This window comes from Nocardioides humi (assembly GCF_006494775.1).
Classification (GTDB): domain Bacteria; phylum Actinomycetota; class Actinomycetes; order Propionibacteriales; family Nocardioidaceae; genus Nocardioides; species Nocardioides humi.
Map to the genome: position 1 here is coordinate 4,213,319 of NZ_CP041146.1, position 19,617 is coordinate 4,232,935.

Consider the following 19,617-nt stretch of genomic DNA (forward strand, 5'->3'; position numbering starts at 1 on the left):
GGCATCCCCTCCTCCCCGTCGCCGGGGACCCGTCAGGTGACTCGGGAAGGAGTCCGATGGCACACCGGATCGGCCGGGGCGTCGTACCCCTGCTCGTGCTCGGCGCTCTCGTGCTCGTCGGCTGCGGCGACGCGGAGCCGGCCACGGTCACGCTGGGAGGGATGTCCGCCACCACCACGCCGACGACGGCGGCGACGGTCGAGCGCCCCTGGGGAACGGTCAAGCGGTTCCCCGAGATGCAGAAGGCCGAGGCTCCGGGCGTCGACGACGTGGTCTTCGCCCAGGAGATGGTGATGCACCACGAGCAGGCGATCGAGCTGGGGACCAACCTGCTCGGCCACCAGGGTCTCGACGACCGGGTGGAGGCGACCGCGCGCTATATCGTCGAGGACCAGCGCAACGAGATCGACATCATGGGCTCCTGGCTCGAGGCCTGGGAGGCATCGGCGGGCGGGCACGACTCCCACGACGGCGGCGCCATGCCCGGCATGCTCCCGCAGGACCGGGTCGACGCGATCGCCACCCTGCCCGCCAGCGACAGCCAGATCGCCTTCCTGGTGGCGATGATCGAGCACCACGAGGGCGCGATCACGATGTCGCAGGACTACCTGCCGGTCCAGGCCAACGCCTTCACCCGCAGCAGCGCGCAGCACATCATCACCGAGCAGCTGACCGAGATCCAGTACATGGAGAACGTGGTCGACGACCTCTGCGCGGCGGAGGAGGCATCGGTGTGTCCGCGCCGGTGACCCGCCGCCGGCGTACCCGCGCCTGCTGGCTGCTCGCCGGCGTCGCGGTCCTCGTGGCCGCGGTGCTGGGGACCGGCACCGTCGGCGTCGCGCACGTCGTCTCGGTCTCGATGGCTCCGTCCTACGACGTCGGCAGCACCCTGCTGACGACCCGGGTGGGCTCCGCCGACCCCCGGCGCGGTGACGTGGTGGTCTTCGAGGTGCCGGCCTCCTGGCGCGCGGCCGCCGACGAGAGCGGCGCGGACCTGACCTCCGGGCTGATGGTCAAGCGGGTCCTCGCCGTGGGCGGCGACCACGTGGTCTGCTGTGCGCCCGGCGGCCTCGTCGTCGTGAACGATGCCGTGGTCGAGGAGCCCTACCTGGCGAGCCGGCCCGAGAGCACGTCCAACGCGACGTACGACGTCACGATCCCGGCCGGCCACCTGTGGCTGGTGGGCGACAACCGCCGCCGGTCCTTCGACTCCCGGGCGATGCACGTCCGCGATCCCGGCGCCGGCTTCGTGCCCGTGGCGGCGGTGCGCGCGCTGGTGCTGCGCGGCTTCTGACCGGTCAGCGCTGGTCGTCGTCGCCGGTCTCGGCGACCGGGCCGACGGCGATGGCGAGGTCGCGGACCCGTTGCCCCAGCGCGAACCCGGACAGGTCGGGGCTGCGCACGAGGTACTCCTGCTGCACCAGGTGCTTGAGCAGCCGGTAGGCGGTGGCGCGCGGCAGCCCGAGGTTCTCCGCGATCTCCCGCGCCGAGACGCCCGCCCCCGAGCGCGCGACCTCCTCGAGGATCGAGAAGGCGCTGTCGAGAGCGCCCGGCTCGCGCCCGCGGAACGGGGTGACGGCTCGTCCGCCCCCCGCTCCGGTCAGCTGCGTCCCGTCGCTCACTGGACTACCTTCCTGACGTCATCGCTTCCAGATGAGGCGGTGATGCACCCCGGGTGCCGCCAGGTCACTGCCCTGCTCGCTTGACGCCAAGGACGTCCACGATGAGATCTGCAGGATCTGGTGGTTGCCCGGGACGTGTGGACCGTCGATAGGGCTGTGCGCCAAGACCGCTGCTGAGCATCAGCGTGGTCGCGAGCGCCGATCAGTGAGCGAACCGGCAGACACGTCCCGGCACCGTGAGATATCGCGACACCCGAAGAAATGGGTGCCTCCCCACTGATTGGAGCAGCGAGGAGGCTGACGTGAAGTCTGCCAGCAAAACCCCGACCGAATCCATGAGTAGCCAACGTTCTGTGACCCTGCCCGAGACCGCGCCCAACGACGTGACCGCGGGCATCGACTGGGCCCGTGACGACCACGCCGCCTGCATCGTCAACGGACGCGGCCGCAAGGTCGCCACCACGACGGTCGAGCACACCGCAAGCGGCCTGCGTGAACTGGTCGGCTTCCTGCGCCGTCACGGCGTCGACGAGGTCGCGATCGAACGACCCGACGGACCCGTCATCGACACACTGCTGGCCGCCGGGCTGAGCGTGGTGGTGATCTCCCCGAACCAGGTCAAGAACCTGCGCGGCCGCTACGGATCGGCCGGCAACAAGGACGACCGTTTCGACGCCTACGTCCTGGCCGACACCCTGCGCACCGACCGGACCCGACTGCGCCCACTGATCCCCGACCGCGACGACACGGTCGCGCTGCGACGCGCCTGCCGTGCCCGCAAAGACCTCGTCAAACACCGCGTCGCGGTCGCCAACCAGCTCCGTGCCCACCTGCGCAACGTCTTCCCAGGCGCCATCGGCCTCTTCCGCGACATCGACTCCGAGATCTCCTTGACGTTCCTGACCCGGTTCGACACCCAAGACCGCGCCGACTGGCTCACCCCCCAACGCCTCGGCGGCTGGCTGACCAAACAGGGCTACTCCGGACGCACCGACCCTGCCGTGCTGCACGCCCGGCTCCTGGACGCGCCCAGGGGCGCCACCGGCATCCACGCCACCACCCAGGCTGCGATCACCGCGAGCTACGTGACGCTGCTGCTGACTCTGGTCGAGCAGATCAAGATCCTCTCGACCCAGATCGACCGGCAGCTCGACGCACACACCGACGCGCACATCTTCACCAGCCTCCCCAAAGCCGGACGCGTCCGCGCCGCACGCCTCCTGGCCGAGATCGGCGACTGCCGAGCCAGATTCCCCACCCCGAATCGCTGACCTGCCTGGCCGGCGCCGCACCCTCGACCCGCCAGTCCGGCAAACACCGAGCCGTCGGGTTCCGCTGGTCCTGCGACAAACAACTCCGCGACGCCGTGGTCGACTTCGCCGCCGACAGCAGACACGCCAACCCCTGGGCCGCCGACTACTACAACCGCGCCAGGGCACGAGGCCACGACCACGCCCACGCCGTACGCATCCTCGCCCGAGCCTGGCTCCACATCATCTGGCACTGCTGGCAAGACAACCTCGCCTACAACCCCGAAACCCACCGCGCACTCCAACGCGTCATCACCCAACAGAACAAAGCGGCTTGACATAGGGCTTCTCATCGGTGCAGCAGGTCCGATGCGATCGTCTCGTCGTGGATGCCCATCCGGCGCAGCACCGCGGGACGCCGCAGCCGCAGCCACGCGTACCAGCCCGCCCCGACGACCAGGGTCAGGCAGGCGAGCGCGCAGGCGAGCCACTGGCCGTGTCGGAGGTCCTCGACGACGTCGAGCGCCGACACCGTGCCGGCGAGGCCGGCGGCGGCCAGCGCGACGACGACGGGGCGCCAGGTCTCCTCCTGCAGCCGCACGAGGAAGACGGGCACGGCCAGCGCGACCAGTGCGTAGGCGATGGCGAGGACCAGCACCGCCGCTCCGAGGAGCCGGACGGTGATCGAGCCGATCCCGGTCCCGCTCACCGTCGCCACGACGGCCGGCAGCACCGCGAGCGGCGCCACCGCCACCAGCGCGCCGTACGGCGACAGCCAGCGCGGGTGCGTCCGGCCCAGCCAGCCGGGCAGCAGGCCCTCGCGGGCGAGGGAGAAGAGCACCCGGGCGAGGGCGTTCAGGGCGCACAGCGCCAGGGTCAGGAACCCGAGGCACAGGAGACCGCTCAGCACCGCGTCGGCGACGTGGACGTCGACGTTCGGCGGGAACCACCGCTGCGCCGGGCCGGGCATCGGGCCGTCGTCGGCGAGCACGGCGTGCATCGCGACGTACGCGAGCGCATAGAGGACGGCCGAGATCGCGACGGTGCCGAACAGCGAGCGGGGGACGCTGAGGAACGGCCGCTCCACCTCGGCGGCCAGCGCCGCCGAGGACTCGAAGCCGACCGTGATCGACATGATGAAGGAGGCGCCGAGCAGGATCCGGGTCGGGCTGGCGCCCTCCAGGGAGAGGATGCCGTCGAGGGCCAGCCCCTCGCGCGCGATGGTGAGGATCACCAGGACCCCGAGGCTCAGCACCAGCGTCACCTCCGCGGCGAGCGCGACCCGGGTGGACATCCCGACCCGCGCACGGCGATCGCCACGCAGACCAGCACGATCGCGACGGCCAGCGCGAGCTGGGCGGGCACGCTCGGCGTACCCCAGCCCGCGCTCGTCCCGGCCTCGGCGCCGTGGCGGACGCTCTGGGAGACGCCGAAGGCGACCAGCGTGGCGTAGCCCAGCAGCATCGAGGCGGCGATGAGCAGCCCGCAGCCCGGTCCGAGGGCGCGGGTGACCCAGGTGTACATCGAGCCCGGCGCCGCCATCCGGGTGGCGAACTGCGAGAACACCGACGCCAGCAGGAAGGCCAGCCCGAAGCCGATCAGCGCGCTGAGCCAGGCCCCGGGACCGACCACCCGCAGCATCAGGTACGGACTGACCAGCGCGCTCGCCGACGGCGCCACGACCGCCACCGAGTGACCGATCAGGTCGATCGGGCGCACGGTCCGGCGGGCGAGCCCCGCGAGGTCCGAGCGCTCCCGTACGTCGGGCACGCTGGGGGGATCGGCCAGGGCCTGCTCGAGGGCCGGCAGCCGGTGACGACGTGGATCCATCGGGCGACACCGTAGGTCCCGCTCGTGTCCTCCCGGTTTCGGCTCTGTGGCATCGGAGGGCGCCCTGACCGAGACGGGGTCGAGACCACTAGACTCCGGGCCGTGGCCCGAGTCGTCGTAGCTGTCATGCCGAAGCCCGAGATCCTCGACCCCCAGGGGAAGGCCGTCCAGGGCGCGCTGCCCCGGCTGGGCTTCTCCGGCGTGACCGACGTCCGCCAGGGCAAGAGGTTCGAGATCGAGTTCGAGGGCGAGGTCACCGACGCCGTGCTCGCCGAGGTGGAGAAGATGGCGGAGACGCTGCTCTCGAACCCGGTGATCGAGAACTACAGCGTGAGCGTCGAGCAGTGAGGGTCGGCGTCGTCACCTTCCCCGGCTCGCTCGACGACGTCGACGCGCAGCGCGCCGTCCGCATCGGCGGCAACGAGGCGGTCGCCCTCTGGCACGGCGACGCCGACCTCCGGGGCGTCGACGCGGTGATCCTGCCGGGCGGCTTCTCGTACGGCGACTACCTGCGCTGCGGCGCCATCTCCCGGTTCGCCCCGGTCATGGAGAAGGTCGTCGAGGCCGCGAACGCCGGCCTGCCCGTGCTCGGCATCTGCAACGGCTTCCAGATCCTCTGCGAGTCCCACCTGCTGCCCGGCGCGCTGATCCGCAACGACCATCGCAGGTTCGTCTGCCGCGACCAGCTGCTGCGCATCGAGAACGCCCGGACCCCCTGGACCTCGGCGTACGACGAGGGCCAGGAGATCCGGATCGTCCTCAAGAACGGCGAGGGCGGCTTCGTCGCCGACGCCGAGACGCTGGCCCGGATCGAGGGGGAGGGCCAGGTCGTGGCCCGCTACCTCGAGGTCAATCCCAACGGCTCGCTGCACGACATCGCCGGCATCGCCAACGAGCGCGGCAATGTCGTCGGCCTGATGCCGCACCCCGAGCACGCCGTCGAGGAGCTGACCGGCAGCGGCCTCGACGGGCTCGGCTTCTTCACCTCGCTCGTCGAGACCGCCTTCGCCTGATCGCCCTCAGCATGGCGGGTGTTGTTCCGCGCCCCATGCGAATTCGTCGCGATTTCGACACTTTCGCGACAAGAACGCATGGGGCGCCGCGCCTCAGCTGAGCCGGCGGTTGAGCCCGGCCCGCCCGACGGCGTACGAGCCGAAGGCGGCCAGCAGGACCCCGATGACCGGCGGTACGCCGAACTCGGTCTCCTTGGCGATCCAGGCGGCGCCGCTGGCGACCGCGTAGACCGTGAGGTTGGGCAGGTTCAGGGCGGGCAGCCGCTCGCCCTCGGGCATCCCGCCGCGGCGCCAGCGGGCGAGGTAGTCGCCGATCACGACGCCGCCCAGCGGCGGGATGAAGACGCCGAGCAGGACCAGGTAGTCGACCAGGTGGTTCTGCACGCCGGCCAGGGCGAGCACGGTGCCGATCACCGATCCGCCGATCACGAAGGGCGTCTTCGTGGGCTTCTCGAAGAGCTCGGCGCCGGCGACCCCGAAGGCGTACGCCGTGTCGGCGTTCGACTTCCACAGGTTGCCGAAGAGCAGCACCAGGCCCCAGGTGACCAGGCCGAGGTCGTAGAGCACGAGGACGAAGTCGCCCTGGCCGAAGGTCATCGCGCCGGTGGCGCCGAAGAAGATCATCAGCCCGTTGCCGATCAGGAAGCCGATCACGCAGGCGAGCAGCGCCTGGTTGCCGGTGCGGGCGAAGCGCGTCCAGTTGGGCGCCTGGGTGCCGGCGGAGACGAAGGTGCCGACCACGGTGGTGATCGCGACCGCCATCGTCATCGAGCCGTTGGGCTCGACGTCGGCCAGCCCGGACCAGCCGCCGACCTCGTCGAGGGAGCGGAAGAGCACCCAGAACGCGAGGATCAGGATGAGGGGGGTGGAGATCGCGGACACCCAGTACATGCCGCGGTAGCCGTAGCAGGCGGTCAGGCACATGAGGACGCTGGTCACGATCATGACGGCGGCCTTCGCGAGGTCGGACTCCCACGAGAACGCCTGTGCGGTGAGGTCGCCGATGGTGCCGATGACGACGCCGTACCAGCCGATCTGGGTGCCGCCGAGCAGGAGGGAGCCGAGCTTGCTGCCGCGGTTGCCGAGGACGTAGCGCGCCATCACCACGGTGGTCAGGCCGGTGTGGGCGCCGATCCAGCCGAGCAGGGCGACGTACGTGCCGAGGATCAGCGAGCCGAGCAGGATCACCCGGAGCAGGTCGCCCAGCGCGAACGCCGAGCCGAGCTGGGCGCCGGCCAGCATGGTCGGCGTGAAGACGGTGAAGCCCAGCAGCACGATCGCCAGCGAGACGAAGGACTTGCGGGCGTACGCCGGGACCGGGGTCACCGGGTAGTCGGGGTCGACCACGGGAGCACTCCCGGCGCCGGGCTGCACGGGGCGCTCGGACAGCGTCATGACTCCTCCCCGATGTCCTCGGCCCACAGGTCGGGCTTCTCGCGCATCATCGTGTCCATCAGCTCGCGGCAGACCGGGTCGTCCACGAGGTCGACGACCACCCCGCGCGAGCGCAGCCACGACTCGGACGCCTCGAAGCTGGTGTTCTCGCCGACCACGATCCGGGGGATGTCGTAGAGCACGGAGGTCCCGGCGCACATGAAGCAGGGGGAGAGCGTGGTGTACAGCGTGCTCGCGCGGTACACCTTCGCGGGCAGCCGGCCGGCGTTCTCGATGCAGTCGGTCTCGCCGTGCCGGATGGCGGAGCCGAGCTGGACCCGCCGGTTGCGGCCGACGGCGAGCACCTCGCCCTCGTGCACCAGCGCGGCGCCGATGGGGATGCCGCCCTCCTCCCAGCCGATCCGGGCCTGCTCGATCGCGAGGCCGAGGAAGCTGCGGTCGTCGTCGGTGATCATGGTTGCCTCCGCTGTCGCCTGAGTGTGTCGGGGCTCACATCACCAGAGGCGCCGAGGGCCGGCAAGGGACATACTGTCCGGCATGAGGCGCGATCGTCCGGACGGAATGACCTGATGGGGGCAACTCTCGCCGAGGTGCTGGCCCTGCCGTCGTTCCGGGCTGCCAGCACCGAGGTGCTCCACGGCGATCCGGAGCGGGTGCAGGTCCGCTGGGTGCACTCCTCGGAGGTCTTCGAGATGGGCGCCCTGCTCGCGGGCGGCGAGGTGCTGCTGACCACCGGCCTCGGCCTGCACGGGCGCACCGCCGACCACCTCGCGTCGTACGTCGACCAGCTGGCCGACGCGGGCGTCGCGGCCCTCGCGCTGGAGCTGGGCAGGACGTTCTTCGCCGTGCCGGAGCCGATCCTGGCCGCGGCCCGGCGCCGCGGCCTCGCGCTGCTGGCCTTCCCGGCGATGGTGCCGTTCGAGCGGATGGTCGAGGACTTCCACGAGCTGCTGGTACGCCGCAGGGTCGCGGCCGGCGGTGACGCCGGGGACGCCGGCTGGCGGGCGCTGACCCAGGTGGTGATCGAGGGCCACGGGCTGCGCGCGCTGCTCGACGAGGTGTCCCGGCTGGCGGGGTGCGCGGTCGAGCTGCGCGACGCCGACGGCCAGACGGTCGAGCGGAGCCGGATCGCGTCGGTGGCCGACGAGGACGGGATCGCCACGCCCGTGCGCGGTCCTGCGGGCCCGCTCGGCACGCTGCGCCTGCTCGGCGCGGAGGGCGCGGACCGGCTGCGCCTGGCCGAGGTCGCCGCCCACGCGGTGGCGCTGGAGCTCGGGCGGGGGAGCGGCGCGGGGCACCGCCCGGGGCCGGCGCAGTCCCTGGTGTCCGACCTGGTCGCCGGCGTCGTGGTCGCCCGGACCGACGTGCTGCACCGGCTGGCCGCGCTGGGCTGGCCGCCCCCGGAGGGGCGTCACCTGGTCGTGGCGGCCGTGGAGGTCGACGCCGCCGTACCGCTGACCGATGCGGTCGCCGCCACCGAGGCGGCGCTGCTGGACGACGGGCGCGGCGACCCGGCGGTGCTGGTCGGCGTCACCGGCGGGCACGTCGTCGTCGTGCATCGCGGCGGCCGGCGCCCCGTGCCGGCGCAGGTCCGCGACGAGCTCACCGGGGCGCGGGAGCGGATCGCGGCCCGGCTGCCCGGGCGGATCCTGGTCGCCGCGGCCACGCCGGTCGCCGATCCCGGCGACCTCGCCGCGGCGGTCGGCCGGGCCCGGCAGGTGCTGCGCACGGCCCGCCGCTACGGCCACCGCGACGGCGTCGTGATGGAGCGGGACGTCGCCGCCCACCGGCTGGTCACGGCCTCGGTCGACCCGGAGGCGATGCGCGGGTTCGTGCAGGAGCAGGTCGGCCCGCTCATCGACCACGACCGGGAGCACCGCAGCGAACTGCTGCGCACCCTCGACGCCTATCTCGCGTGCTCGCTGTCGAAGGCCCGCACCGCCGCCCTGCTCGGGATCCGCCGGCAGTCGCTCTACGACCGGCTGACCCGGATCGAGCGGCTGCTCGGCGTCTCCCTCGACGAGCCCGACCACCGCACCGGCCTCGGGATCGCGCTCCTCGGCTGGCGGATGCGCACCGGCCTCGACCCGCAGGTCGGCTTCGGCGGCTGACCGCGCTCGGCTCAGCCTGGGGGCAGGCTCAGCCCACGGAGGACAGCAGCGAGGCCCAGTTCTTCTTGGTCCACTTGTCCTTGACCTTCTGCCCGGCCTGGGCCTGCCACGCGTGGATGCCCTTCCTCAGCAACTTGTTGTACTTCTTCGACATCTTGCCGGGGTAGAGGCCCTTGACCTGGAGCCGGCACTTCAGGGCCCGGATCTGCTTCGGCTTGGACTTCCTCGGCGTGATCTTCTTGTACTTCGCCGGGGTCGCGCAGGCCGCCTGCGGGACGGCCGTCCCGTCGTCGCTGAGCTCGAGCCAGTTGCTGTCGATGTTGATCGTCACGCCGCCCCAGGTCTCGTTGTGGCCGCCCTGGTACTGCTTCATCCGGTTGCCCGGGCGCCAGCCGTCCTCGGCGATGTAGCTGGTCGAGGTGTTGGCGACACCGTCCCACCGGGCGATCCAGATCCGGTCGGGCAGGATCACGTCGCCCCGGCCCTGGATCCTGGCGTCGTCGAGGATCTTGATCCCGGACCCGGCGCTGGAGTAGACGCCCGGGACGTAGTTGAGCTTGCGTGTCTTCTTGGTCCAGCCGGACAGGAAGGAGAGCGCCGACTCCCGGCAGGTGGCGTCCTTGTAGTTCGACCAGCCCTCGAGGTCGTACCAGAGCGTGCTGCGGGGCACGATGCCGAGCGCGCTGGCGGCGGCGACGGCGCTCTTGGCCTCCTTCTTACCTTGCTTGAACGCGGCCTGGTAGCCGTTCGCGCCGTCGTTGCTGATCGTCGGGTCGATGTTCTTGCCGTAGCGCGGGAACCGGCCCACGCAGGTGGACTGCGGGCCGAGGGTGATCGGCAGGATCCGCCAGCCCTTGGCCAGCTGGGTGCTGACCCAGGTCGGCGTCAGGTTGGGCTGGTCGCGGCAGAAGCGCGAGTTGCCGGAGATGTAGACGCCGACCGCCCGGAAGGGGGAGTGCTCGAGCCAGGCGTCCATGTTCTTCTGGCTCTGCGTCTGGCACTGGTCGAACCCGTAGCCGGTGAAGTCGCCCGGGGTGACCGGGTTCGTCGTCGTCGCGGCCAGGTCCACCGGCGCGTCCGTCACGGGCGGCTCGGCCGGAGCCGGTCCCTCGGGGATCAGCAGCACGAGGGCCAGCAGGACGGTGAGGGCACCGGCCGCCGTGCCCGCGACGGGGAGGCGGAACCGGGGGCGGACCCGGTGGCGGACGGGCGTGGGAACGGACCGGGAGGGCATTGCAGACTCCAGGGGAAGAGGGGTCATGACGAGTGCGGCCGAGTCACGATAACCACAACTTTCACACCGGTAACAGGGATCGGCATGAACTACAGACCTGTAATTCGCGACCGCGACTCATAGGGTGGCGGGGTGCCGCTGCAACCGGGTGACTCCTTCGGTCGATACGACGTCACCGGCCAGCTCGGCCGGGGCGGCATGGGCGTCGTCCTCGCGGCCGTGCACCGCGACCTCGACCGGCCCGTGGCGCTCAAGGTGCTGGCGCCCCATCTCGCCGGGGACGCGACCTACCGGACCCGGTTCCTGCGTGAGGCCCGGGCCCTGGCCCGCCTGGACTCGCCGTACGTCGTGCGGGTCTTCGACGCCGGCGAGGAGGACGGCGCGCTCTTCATCGCGACCGAGCTGGTCCGCGGCGGTGACCTCAACCGGCTGCTGCGCGAGGAGGGTCCCCTGCCCCTGCCCGATGCCGTGGCGCTGGTCCGCGACCTCGCGCTGGGTCTCGGCGCGGCCCACGACGTCGGCATCCTGCATCGCGACATCAAGCCCTCCAACGTGCTGGTCGGAGAGCTCGCCGACGGCCGGATCCGCCCGGTGCTGTGCGACTTCGGCATCGCGGCCGTCGCCGACCTCGAGCAGCTCGCCACCACCGGCGCCGTCGGGACGCCCGGCTACATGGCGCCCGAGCGGCACCACGGCGCCGACGCCACGGTCGCCTCGGACATCTACGCGCTCGGCTGCGTGCTCTGGGCGGCGCTCACCGCGCGGGCGCCGTACGAAGGGGCCACCGGGCAGGTCCTGCTCGGTCATCTCCAGGGCCCGGTCCCGCAGCTGCCGGCGTCGAGCGCCGGCGCCGCGGCGGTCAACGAGGTCCTCGCGGCGGCGATGGCGAAGGACCCCGCCGAGCGGTTCGGTACGACGACGGCGCTGGTCGCGGCGCTCGACGCGATCCCGCTCGACGACCCCGAGCCCACCCTGATCGACTCCGGCCCGCCCACCCGGCCCCGGGCCGTCGCGCCCACCCCGGTCCGTGGGCGGCGCCGGGTCCCGCTGCTGATCGGCCTCGTCGCGGCGCTCGTCCTCGTGGTGGGCGCGATCGCCTGGGCCCTCGACCGCTCCGGCCCTGCTCCGCCGGCACGCGCGAGCGACCCGTCGGCGGGTGTCGCCGAGCCGGAGGCCGACGCGCTGCTCGCCGTCTTCCCCCGTGCGGCCGACTGTGCGGTGGTGCCCGATCCCAAGTCGGCCCGGGTGCAGGCCCGCTGGTGCCTCGACGCCACGTCGTCGGTGTACTACGCGCAGTGGCGCGGCTGGGACGCCATGGACGCCAACTACCGGGACCGGACCGAGCGGGACTACTCGTACCGCTCCGACCTGCACGCGGCCTGGGTGGAGCTCACCGAGGCCGACCGCAGGTACTGTCAGCGCAAGCTCGCCGTCTGGTACGTCGACCGCGCGGCGCCGTACTCGGTCACCGTCTGCGCGGACGGCGAGCAGGCGGTGCGCGAGGCGCTGGAGGACCTCGACCTGCCGCCGGGCGACGAGGTCGCCGCCCGGGCCGATCCCGCGCCCGACGCGCTCGTCGCCGCCTTCCCGCGCGCCGCCGGCTGCACGGAGGTGCCCGAGCCGAAGCCGACCCGCGTGCGGGCCCGCTGGTGCCACGACGACTCCTCCTCCGTGCACTACACGCAGTGGCGGGACTGGGACGTGATGGACGCCAACTACCGGAGCGAGATCGTCGACCCGCTGGAGGTCCGCGACGACCTCCACGCCGCGTGGGTCGAGCTGACCAAGGCGGACGGCAAGCAGTGGAGGAGCAAGCTCGCCGTCTGGTACGACGACCGCGCGGCGCCGTACTCCATCACGATCTATGCGAACGGCGAGCAGGCCGTGCGCGACGTGCTCGAGGACCTCGACCTGCCGCCGGGCGAGGACGTCGCGGCCGTCCCACAGGACTGAGCCGATCAGGGCGATCCGTCCTCCGGCCGATACCCTTGGGGCCGTGGCCGACACCGCTTCCGCACCTGCCCGTCCGACGCTCGACACCGTGGCCGTGGCAGCCGGTGACCCGGACCGCGAGCAGCCCTGGTCCGAGCTCGGCCTGAAGGCCGACGAGTACGACCGGATCCGCGAGATCCTGGGCCGCCGGCCGACGTCCAGCGAGCTGGCGATGTACTCCGTCATGTGGAGCGAGCACTGCTCCTACAAGTCCTCCAAGGTGCACCTCAAGCAGTTCGGCGAGCTGGCCCAGGAGACCCCGATCGGCCCGATGCTGGCCGGCATCGGCGAGAACGCCGGTGTCATCGACATCGGCCAGGGCTACGCGGTCAGCTTCAAGGTCGAGAGCCACAACCACCCGTCGTACGTCGAGCCCTACCAGGGCGCCGCGACCGGCGTCGGCGGCATCGTCCGCGACATCATCGCGATGGGCGCCCGCCCGATCGCGGTGATGGACCCGCTGCGCTTCGGCCCGCTCGACGCCGAGGACACCCACCGCGTGCTGCCCGGGATCGTCGCGGGCGTCGGCGGCTACGGCAACTGCCTGGGCCTGCCGAACATCGGCGGCGAGGCGGTCTTCGACGAGACCTACCTCGGCAACCCGCTCGTCAACGCGCTCTGCGTCGGCGTGCTGCGCCACGAGGACCTCCACCTGGCCAAGGCGTCCGGCACCGGCAACCGCGTCATCCTGTACGGCGCCCGCACCGGCGGCGACGGCATCGGGGGAGTGTCGGTGCTGGCGAGCGAGACCTTCGACGCCGACGGACCCGCCAAGCGTCCGAGCGTCCAGGTCGGCGACCCGTTCATGGAGAAGCTGCTCATCGAGTGCACCCTCGAGCTGTTCGCGGCGGGCGTCGTCGCCGGCATCCAGGACCTCGGCGGCGCCGGCCTCTCCTGCGCGACCTCCGAGCTGGCGTCGGCCGGCGACGGCGGCATGCGCTGCGAGCTCGACCGCGTCCCGCTGCGCGACTCGACGCTGTCGCCGGAGGAGATCCTGATGAGCGAGAGCCAGGAGCGGATGATGGCGGTCGTCGAGCCCGCCGCCGTCGCGGCCTTCCTGGCGATCTGCGCCAAGTGGGACGTCGAGGCCGTCGACATCGGCGAGGTCACCGACACCGGCCGGCTCGAGATCACCTGGCACGGCCAGACCGTGGTCGACGTGCCCCCGCGGTCGGTGGCGCACGACGGGCCGACGTACCAGCGCCCGTTCGCCCGCCCCGACTGGCAGGACGCGCTCCAGGCCGACGCCGCCGAGAGGCTGCCGCGACCGGCGACCGGCGACGAGCTGCGCGCGACCCTGCTGCGGCTGGTCGCGAGCCCCAACCTGTGCGACAAGTCGTGGATCACCGACCAGTACGACCGCTACGTCCAGGGCAACACCGTCCTCGCGCAGCCGGCCGACTCCGGCATGATCCGCGTCGACGAGGAGACCCACCTCGGCGTCTCCGTCGCGACCGACTGCAACGGCCGGTTCGCCAAGCTGGACCCGTACGCCGGCGCGCAGCTCGCGCTCGCCGAGGCCTACCGCAATGTCGCCACCGGCGGCGCCGTTCCGCTCGCCGTCAGCGACTGCCTCAACTTCGGCTCGCCCGAGGACCCGGCGGTGATGTGGCAGTTCGCCGAGGCCTGCCGCGGTCTCAAGGACGCCTGCGACGAGCTCGGCATCCCGGTCACCGGCGGCAACGTCAGCCTCTACAACCAGACCGGCGAGACCGCCATCCTGCCGACCCCCGTGGTCGCGGTGCTCGGCGTCGTCGAGGACGTGCGCCGCCGTACGCCGTCCTCGTTCCAGGCCGCCGGCGAGCGGATCGTGCAGCTCGGCAGCACCCACGAGGAGCTCTCCGGCTCGGAGTGGGCACATGTCGTCCACGGCCACCTCGGCGGTCGCCCGCCCGCGGTGAACCTCGCCGCCGAGCACAACCTCGCCGCGCTGCTGCACGACCTGGTCGGCCTCGCCACCAGCGCCCACGACCTCTCCGACGGCGGGCTCGCCCAGGCGCTCGCGGAGGCGGCGCTGGTCGGCGGCGTCGGCGCCCGGGTCGAGCTGCTGCAGGGCGACCCGTTCCTCGACCTGTTCGCCGAGTCCGCGGCGCGCGCGATCGTCACCGTCCCCGTCGACAGGCTGGAGGAGCTGATGGTGGTCGCGGCGCGGCACGCCGTCCCCGCCTTCGAGCTCGGTACCACCGGCGGTGACGTCCTCGCCGTCGAGGGCCAGTTCGAGGTCCCCCTCGCCGAGCTGCGCGAGGCGTGGACCGCCACCCTGCCGAACGCCCTGGCCTGAGCTACTTCCGCAGCCGGGCCTCGGCCGTGACGCCGAGGTCGAGCGTGGCCTTGGCCTCGGCGCCGCCGTACGTCGAGGCGAGCAGCAGCTCGTAGTCCTGGTCGATGGTGAGCGTCCTGGACGCCTTCTCCGCGACGTCGAAGACGACGTGGAACTCGCTCGTGCAGCCGCCGCTGTTGGCCGGGTCGGGGCACACGGTGTTGGCGTTGTCGCGGATGACCCGGGCCGCCTCGGTCTTGCCGAGGCGGTAGGTGCTCTCGACCTTGTCGGCGTAGTAGATGGCGCCCGACTTGAGGTCCTCGGCGAGCTCGTTCCAGCGGCCCAGCGTGGTCCGCACGGTCACCACCAGCCAGCTGCGGCCCTCCTCGGCCCAGGCGTCGCCGGCGTACGGCAGGCGCATCGGCCGGGTGACGCTGCAGGAGAACTCCGGCGGCCGCACCGTCGGCCGGCCGAAGTCGACCTCCGGCGCGCAGGGGTACCGCTTCGTGCGGGGCTTCGCGATGTCGTACAGGCTCGCGGCCGCGCCGGCCTCGACGTCGCCGCTGGCCAGGTCGACCTGCTGGCTGACGCCGTCGAAGGCGACGGTGAGCTGCGGGCTGCGGCCCTTGCCCCGGACCAGGACGTAGAACGACTCCGCGCCCTCCCCGGTCTGCTCCGGCGCCGGCAGGCGGTACGACGCGCCGTCGGCGACGAGGTCCACGACCGGCTTGGCCTGGGTGTCGAGGTAGGCGGAGAGGGCGCCGAAGGTCGCGGCGTCGTACTGCCAGGTGATCGGCACGAACGCGCTGCCCTCGGGAGCCTCGAGCTGCTCCAGCTGGCGGGTGTCCCTGGCCTCGATCTCGGTGACCGACTCGCCGACGGTGACCTCGAGCCGCCCGATCGGCAGCGCCACCACCGACTCGACGCCCTTGCCGGAGAACTGGGCGTCCTGGCGCGCGGGCACGACGTCGCCGACCTCGACCCCGCTGCCGCCGTCGCCGCACGACGCGAGGGCGGGGGCGAGGAGGAGCAGGATCAGGGTGGATCCGAGCGCGGGCGCGATGCGACGCGGGCGGGAGCGGGGACGCATGGGGAGTAGCCTGCCACCCCGTGCCCTCCCGTCTGCGCCCAGCCGATCCCGTGGCCGTGGCGGCCGCCCTGGCCCGGGTCGAGGCCGACGCCGCCGAGCGCGCCGACCTGCGCCTGCTGACCAAGCACTTCCTCGCGCTGCTGGAGGAGCGTGCCCCCGGCCGGTCGGTCGAGGTCCGGGTGCCGCCGTACGCCGCGGTGCAGGTGATCGAGGGCGTCCGGCACACCCGCGGCACGCCGCCGGCCGTCGTCGAGACCGACGCCGCCACCTGGATCGCGGTGGCCACCGGCCGGCTCGCGTGGGCCGACGCGGTCGACGGGGGACAGGTGCGGGCCAGTGGGGAGCGGACCGACCTGGCGCCGTACCTGCCGCTGGGGTAGGGGCGAGGTCAGTCGCCCTCGAGGGCGTCGGCGAGCTCCTGGGCCGCGTCCTGGTCGAAGTCGCCGGCGATCTGCACCTTCCCCTCGGTGATCGCGGTCTGGATGATCGGGGCGCTGATCACGGTCCCGCCCGACAGGACCGCGAGCTGCTGGCCGGTGCCGACCAGCTCCGCGGTGAGGTCCGCGAACGCCGCGGTCGCCTCGTCGTCGAGCTCCAGCATCACGGTCCAGCCCCCGGAGGGGCCGGCGCCGACCTCGGCGTCGTCCACGCCGCCGACGATCTCGGCCGGCCCGAGCCGGTAGACCATGCCCTCGCCGTCGCAGGCGATCGCCTCGGCCGTCGGCTCCGGCTGCTCCGCGGGCAGGCCGCCGCAGTCGGCCGGCAGCGGCGTCGGCGCCGGCGTGGCCGCGGGGCTCGCCGTGGACTCGAGCACGCGGCGGAACTGCACCGGCTCCGCCGGCGTACCGGCGGGGGAGGTCGGCTCGGCGACCGGGCCGCCGTTCCCGTCGTCCCGGGCGTCCGCGTCGTCGCCGTCGCCGCAGGCGGCGAGGGCCAGGGTGAGCGCGGTCGCGAGCGTGATGGCCCCGAGGGCCCGAGAAGGTGCCATGCCTCGATCCTGCACCATAGGTTGGTGGCATGACCGGACCCGTCCCCACCATCGACCTGCGTACGCGCCTCGCCGAGATCCTCCCGGGTGTCCGATCGGACCTCGAGGCCCTCGTCCGCATCCAGTCCGTCAGTGCCGACCCCGACCGCCTCGACCAGGTCGAGGTGAGCGCCCGGGCGACCGCCGACCTGTTCGCCGCCGAGGGCGTCGACGTGCAGATCGTGCGCGCGTACGACGGCGCCCCGCCCGCCGTGATCGGGGAGAAGAAGGGTCCTGAGGGCGCGCCGACGGTGCTCCTCTACGCCCACCACGACGTGCAGCCCGAGAACGACCACGCCGAGTGGGACTCGCCGCCCTACGAGCCCACGGAGCGCGACGGCCGGCTCTACGGCCGCGGCGCCGCCGACGACAAGGCCGGGATCATGACCCACGTGGCGGCGCTCCGCCTGCTGGGGGACGAGCTGCCGGTCACCGTGCGCCTGTTCATCGAGGGCGAGGAGGAGGTCGCCAGCGCGACCCTCCCGCAGCTGCTGGAGAAGTACGTCGACGAGCTGCGCTCCGACGTCATCGTGATCGCCGACTCCGGCAACTGGGACATCGGCGTCCCCGCGCTCACCACCAGCCTGCGCGGCCTGGTGCGGGTCAACGTCGAGGTCCGCACGCTCACGCACGCCGTCCACCAGGGCATGTGGGGCGGCCTGGTCCCGGACGCCCTGATCACCCTGTCCCGCCTCATCGCGACGCTCCACGACGACGCCGGCCGGGTGGCCGTCGCCGGACTGCACAGCGGGCCCGCGGCCGACGTGGAGTATCCCGAGGAGCGGCTGCGCGCCGAGTCGGGGGTCGCCGACGGCGTCGCGTGGATCGGCTACGGCCCCGCCGTCGAGCGGCTGTGGACCCAGCCCGCGCTCTCCGTCATCGGCCTCGACGCGCCGAAGGTCGACGGCTCCTCCAACACGCTCATCCCGTCGGCCCGCGCGCGCCTGGCGCTGCGCACCGCCCCCGGCGAGACCTCCGAGAACGCCGTCGCCGCGCTGCGGGCGCACCTGGAGAAGCACGTCCCCTGGGGCGCCCGGCTCGCGATCGAGGTCGTGGACACCGGCGAGCCGATCGAGCTCGACGTCACCGGCCCGGCGTACGACGCCGCGCGGGCCGCCTTCACCGAGGCCTGGGACGGCACCGCCCCGGTCGACATGGGCGTCGGCGGCTCGATCCCGTTCATCGCGGAGTTCCTCGAGACCTTCCCCGCCGCCTCGGTGCTGGTCACCGGCGTCGAGGACCCCGACACCCGCGCCCACGGCCCCAACGAGGGCCTCCACCTCGCCGAGTTCGAGCGGGTCCTCCTCGCCGAGGCCCTGCTCCTGCGCAATCTGGCCCGATGACTGGGTGAAAGTCGAGTGATCCGCTAGACTAACTCGCATGACGTCGATCCAGGACACGGCACCCGTCAGCGAGCGCACGCGGGTGGCGGTGATCGGCGGGGGCGCGAGCGGGGTCCTCACGGCGATCAACCTGCTGGTCCGCTCCGACGACCCGGGCCTGGAGGTCGTGGTCCACGAGGCGAGCGGGATCGTCGGCCGCGGGGTGGCGTACGGCACCAACGACCAGCGGCACCTGCTCAACGTCCGGGCGCGTCACATGAGCGCGTTCCCGGACGCCCCCTCCGACCTGCTCGACTGGGCGCTGCGGACCGGGCGCAGCAGCGACCCGCAGGGCTTCCTCCCGCGCGCCGACTACGCGATCTACCTCCAGGACCGGCTCGCCGACGTCGCCGACGACCGGCTCCGGATCCGCGCCGGCCGGGTGCTCGACGTGGTGCCGAACGGGGCCGGCTTCGACGTCGTCACCGAGCGCTCCACCGCCACCGCGGACGCGGTCGTCCTCTGCCACGGCAACCAGCCGCCGCGCCCCCTGACGACCCTCGACGGGGCCGCGCTGCCGGAGGCGCCCTGGCATGTCGCCAACCCCTGGGAGCTGGCCCGGCTGCGGGCGCTGCCCGCGGACGCCCGCGTCGTCGTGGTCGGCACCGGCCTCACCGCGATCGACACCGTGATCACGCTGCTCGAGGACGGCCCGGAACGGCACGTCACCATGGTCAGCCGCAACGGCCTGCTGCCGAAGCCCCACGTCGGCCAGGCCCACACCGCCTGGGTCACCAAGGTCCCCGACGACGCCCTGACCGCCGACGCCGTCGCCGACGCCGTCGCCGAGGAGTGCCGGGCCGCCGCCGAGCGCGGGGTCGGCTGGCGCGCGGTCGTCGACGGCCTCCGCCCGCTCACCCAGGAGCTCTGGCGCCGGCTGCCGCTCGACGAGCGGCGCCGCTTCCTCGACGTCCACGCCCGCGACTGGGAGATCCGCCGGCACCGGATGGCGCCCGAGGTCGCGCTTCGCCTCCAGTCCTACCGGTACGACGACCGCCTGGCCGTCCACGCCGGCGTCCTGCACGCCGTGGAGGACCTCGGCGAGCGCTGTCGCCTCACCACCGCCGCCGGCCAGTCGCCGGTCGAGGTGGACGCGGTCGTCAACTGCACCGGCCCGCTCGCCGACGTACGCCAGAGCGCCGAGCCCCTCCTCCGGGCCCTCGTCGCCCGCGGCACCGCCGCCGCCGACCCGCTCGCCCTCGGGCTCGACTCCAGCGCCGACGGCGAGGTGGTCGGCGCCGACGGACGGGTCGTCGACGGGCTCTACGTCGTCGGCCCGCCGCGCAAGGGGACGCTGTGGGAGTCGACCGCCATCCCCGAGATCCGGGCCCAGGCCGCCCAGGTCGCGGCCGCCGTGGTGGCGCGCACCTCGCGCAAGGTCGCCGCCAACTGAGTAAGAGATTCCGCCAGT

The 19,617-nt window shown here is 72.9% G+C and carries 20 protein-coding genes and 1 pseudogene; 13 read left to right on the forward strand and 8 right to left on the reverse strand.

Annotated elements, in window-relative coordinates; genetic code table 11:
- Nucleotides 1-56 precede the first annotated feature (56 nt).
- Nucleotides 57-749, forward strand: a complete 693-nt coding sequence (locus FIV44_RS20430; RefSeq protein ID WP_141006051.1) for a DUF305 domain-containing protein — start codon at nt 57-59, stop codon at nt 747-749.
- On the forward strand, nt 734-1,294 hold the full coding sequence (lepB, locus tag FIV44_RS20435; protein ID WP_181410722.1) for a signal peptidase I: 561 nt from the start codon (nt 734-736) through the stop codon (nt 1,292-1,294). The genes FIV44_RS20430 and lepB overlap by 16 nt, the downstream gene beginning before the upstream one ends.
- Nucleotides 1,295-1,298: 4 nt before the next feature.
- On the opposite strand, the gene FIV44_RS20440 is transcribed toward lepB, so the two are convergent.
- Nucleotides 1,299-1,622 carry a helix-turn-helix domain-containing protein gene (locus tag FIV44_RS20440; protein ID WP_219996106.1) on the reverse strand — a complete coding sequence of 108 codons (324 nt, stop codon included), beginning with the start codon at nt 1,620-1,622 and terminating at the stop codon, nt 1,299-1,301.
- Nucleotides 1,623-1,975: 353 nt separating this feature from the next.
- On the opposite strand from FIV44_RS20440, the gene FIV44_RS20445 reads away from it, so the two are divergent.
- The 3 genes and pseudogenes from FIV44_RS20445 to FIV44_RS31525 all read left to right on the forward strand — a co-directional run bounded on the left by FIV44_RS20445 (nt 1,976) and on the right by FIV44_RS31525 (nt 3,210).
- A complete protein-coding gene (locus FIV44_RS20445; RefSeq protein WP_219996085.1) occupies nt 1,976-2,893 on the forward strand; it encodes an IS110 family transposase in 918 nt (305 codons plus the stop codon).
- Nucleotides 2,894-2,898: 5 nt separating this feature from the next.
- Nucleotides 2,899-2,985: pseudogene (locus tag FIV44_RS32490) on the forward strand (hypothetical protein); the annotation flags it as partial.
- Between the two features lie 3 nt (nt 2,986-2,988).
- Entirely contained in the window at nt 2,989-3,210 is a 222-nt protein-coding gene (locus FIV44_RS31525; protein WP_219996084.1) for a hypothetical protein, read from the forward strand.
- Nucleotides 3,211-3,221: 11 nt separating this feature from the next.
- Here the strand turns inward: FIV44_RS31525 and FIV44_RS20450 are convergent, their stop codons facing one another.
- Nucleotides 3,222-4,166 (reverse strand): APC family permease, encoded by a 945-nt coding sequence (locus tag FIV44_RS20450; protein WP_141006053.1) that lies wholly within the window; start codon nt 4,164-4,166, stop codon nt 3,222-3,224.
- Nucleotides 4,133-4,702, reverse strand: a complete 570-nt coding sequence (locus FIV44_RS20455) for an APC family permease (RefSeq protein WP_141006054.1) — start codon at nt 4,700-4,702, stop codon at nt 4,133-4,135. Before FIV44_RS20455 ends, FIV44_RS20450 begins: the two co-directional genes overlap by 34 nt.
- 102 nt (nt 4,703-4,804) lie before the next feature.
- Between FIV44_RS20455 and purS the strand changes: the two genes are divergently transcribed.
- Entirely contained in the window at nt 4,805-5,050 is a 246-nt protein-coding gene (gene purS, locus FIV44_RS20460; RefSeq protein ID WP_141006055.1) for a phosphoribosylformylglycinamidine synthase subunit PurS, read from the forward strand.
- Nucleotides 5,047-5,715: a phosphoribosylformylglycinamidine synthase subunit PurQ gene (gene purQ, locus FIV44_RS20465; protein ID WP_141006056.1), complete on the forward strand. Its 669-nt coding sequence runs from the start codon at nt 5,047-5,049 to the stop codon at nt 5,713-5,715. Before purS ends, purQ begins: the two co-directional genes overlap by 4 nt.
- 93 nt (nt 5,716-5,808) lie before the next feature.
- Here the strand turns inward: purQ and codB are convergent, their stop codons facing one another.
- Nucleotides 5,809-7,110 (reverse strand): cytosine permease, encoded by a 1,302-nt coding sequence (codB, locus tag FIV44_RS20470; protein ID WP_141006057.1) that lies wholly within the window; start codon nt 7,108-7,110, stop codon nt 5,809-5,811.
- Complete coding sequence (locus FIV44_RS20475; protein ID WP_141006058.1) at nt 7,107-7,565, reverse strand: nucleoside deaminase; 459 nt, start codon at nt 7,563-7,565, stop codon at nt 7,107-7,109. Before FIV44_RS20475 ends, codB begins: the two co-directional genes overlap by 4 nt.
- A gap of 114 nt (nt 7,566-7,679) precedes the next feature.
- Between FIV44_RS20475 and FIV44_RS20480 the strand changes: the two genes are divergently transcribed.
- Complete coding sequence (locus tag FIV44_RS20480) at nt 7,680-9,221, forward strand: PucR family transcriptional regulator (protein ID WP_141006059.1); 1,542 nt, start codon at nt 7,680-7,682, stop codon at nt 9,219-9,221.
- Nucleotides 9,222-9,249: 28 nt separating this feature from the next.
- Here FIV44_RS20480 and FIV44_RS20485 read toward each other — a convergent pair whose 3' ends face one another.
- Nucleotides 9,250-10,455 (reverse strand): glycoside hydrolase domain-containing protein, encoded by a 1,206-nt coding sequence (locus FIV44_RS20485; RefSeq protein WP_181410723.1) that lies wholly within the window; start codon nt 10,453-10,455, stop codon nt 9,250-9,252.
- Between the two features lie 132 nt (nt 10,456-10,587).
- Here FIV44_RS20485 and FIV44_RS20490 point away from each other — a divergent pair, with 132 nt between their 5' ends.
- Together FIV44_RS20490 and purL are read left to right on the forward strand one after the other, a co-directional pair.
- Nucleotides 10,588-12,408, forward strand: coding sequence for a serine/threonine-protein kinase (locus tag FIV44_RS20490; RefSeq protein ID WP_141006061.1), 1,821 nt, complete (start codon nt 10,588-10,590; stop codon nt 12,406-12,408).
- Between the two features lie 43 nt (nt 12,409-12,451).
- On the forward strand, nt 12,452-14,728 hold the full coding sequence (purL, locus tag FIV44_RS20495) for a phosphoribosylformylglycinamidine synthase subunit PurL (protein ID WP_246086519.1): 2,277 nt from the start codon (nt 12,452-12,454) through the stop codon (nt 14,726-14,728).
- 1 nt (nt 14,729) lies between these two features.
- On the opposite strand, the gene FIV44_RS20500 is transcribed toward purL, so the two are convergent.
- On the reverse strand, nt 14,730-15,797 hold the full coding sequence (locus FIV44_RS20500; RefSeq protein WP_141006062.1) for a hypothetical protein: 1,068 nt from the start codon (nt 15,795-15,797) through the stop codon (nt 14,730-14,732).
- A gap of 20 nt (nt 15,798-15,817) precedes the next feature.
- Between FIV44_RS20500 and FIV44_RS20505 the strand changes: the two genes are divergently transcribed.
- On the forward strand, nt 15,818-16,177 hold the full coding sequence (locus FIV44_RS20505; RefSeq protein WP_141006063.1) for a sterol carrier family protein: 360 nt from the start codon (nt 15,818-15,820) through the stop codon (nt 16,175-16,177).
- Between the two features lie 8 nt (nt 16,178-16,185).
- Here FIV44_RS20505 and FIV44_RS20510 read toward each other — a convergent pair whose 3' ends face one another.
- Nucleotides 16,186-16,785, reverse strand: coding sequence for a SecDF P1 head subdomain-containing protein (locus FIV44_RS20510; RefSeq protein WP_141006064.1), 600 nt, complete (start codon nt 16,783-16,785; stop codon nt 16,186-16,188).
- A gap of 29 nt (nt 16,786-16,814) precedes the next feature.
- On the opposite strand from FIV44_RS20510, the gene FIV44_RS20515 reads away from it, so the two are divergent.
- Both FIV44_RS20515 and FIV44_RS20520 read left to right on the forward strand, forming a co-directional pair.
- Complete coding sequence (locus FIV44_RS20515) at nt 16,815-18,167, forward strand: dipeptidase (protein ID WP_141006065.1); 1,353 nt, start codon at nt 16,815-16,817, stop codon at nt 18,165-18,167.
- A 37-nt stretch (nt 18,168-18,204) separates the two neighbouring features.
- Nucleotides 18,205-19,599 (forward strand): FAD/NAD(P)-binding protein, encoded by a 1,395-nt coding sequence (locus FIV44_RS20520; protein WP_246086520.1) that lies wholly within the window; start codon nt 18,205-18,207, stop codon nt 19,597-19,599.
- The last annotated feature ends 18 nt before the right edge of the window (nt 19,600-19,617 follow it).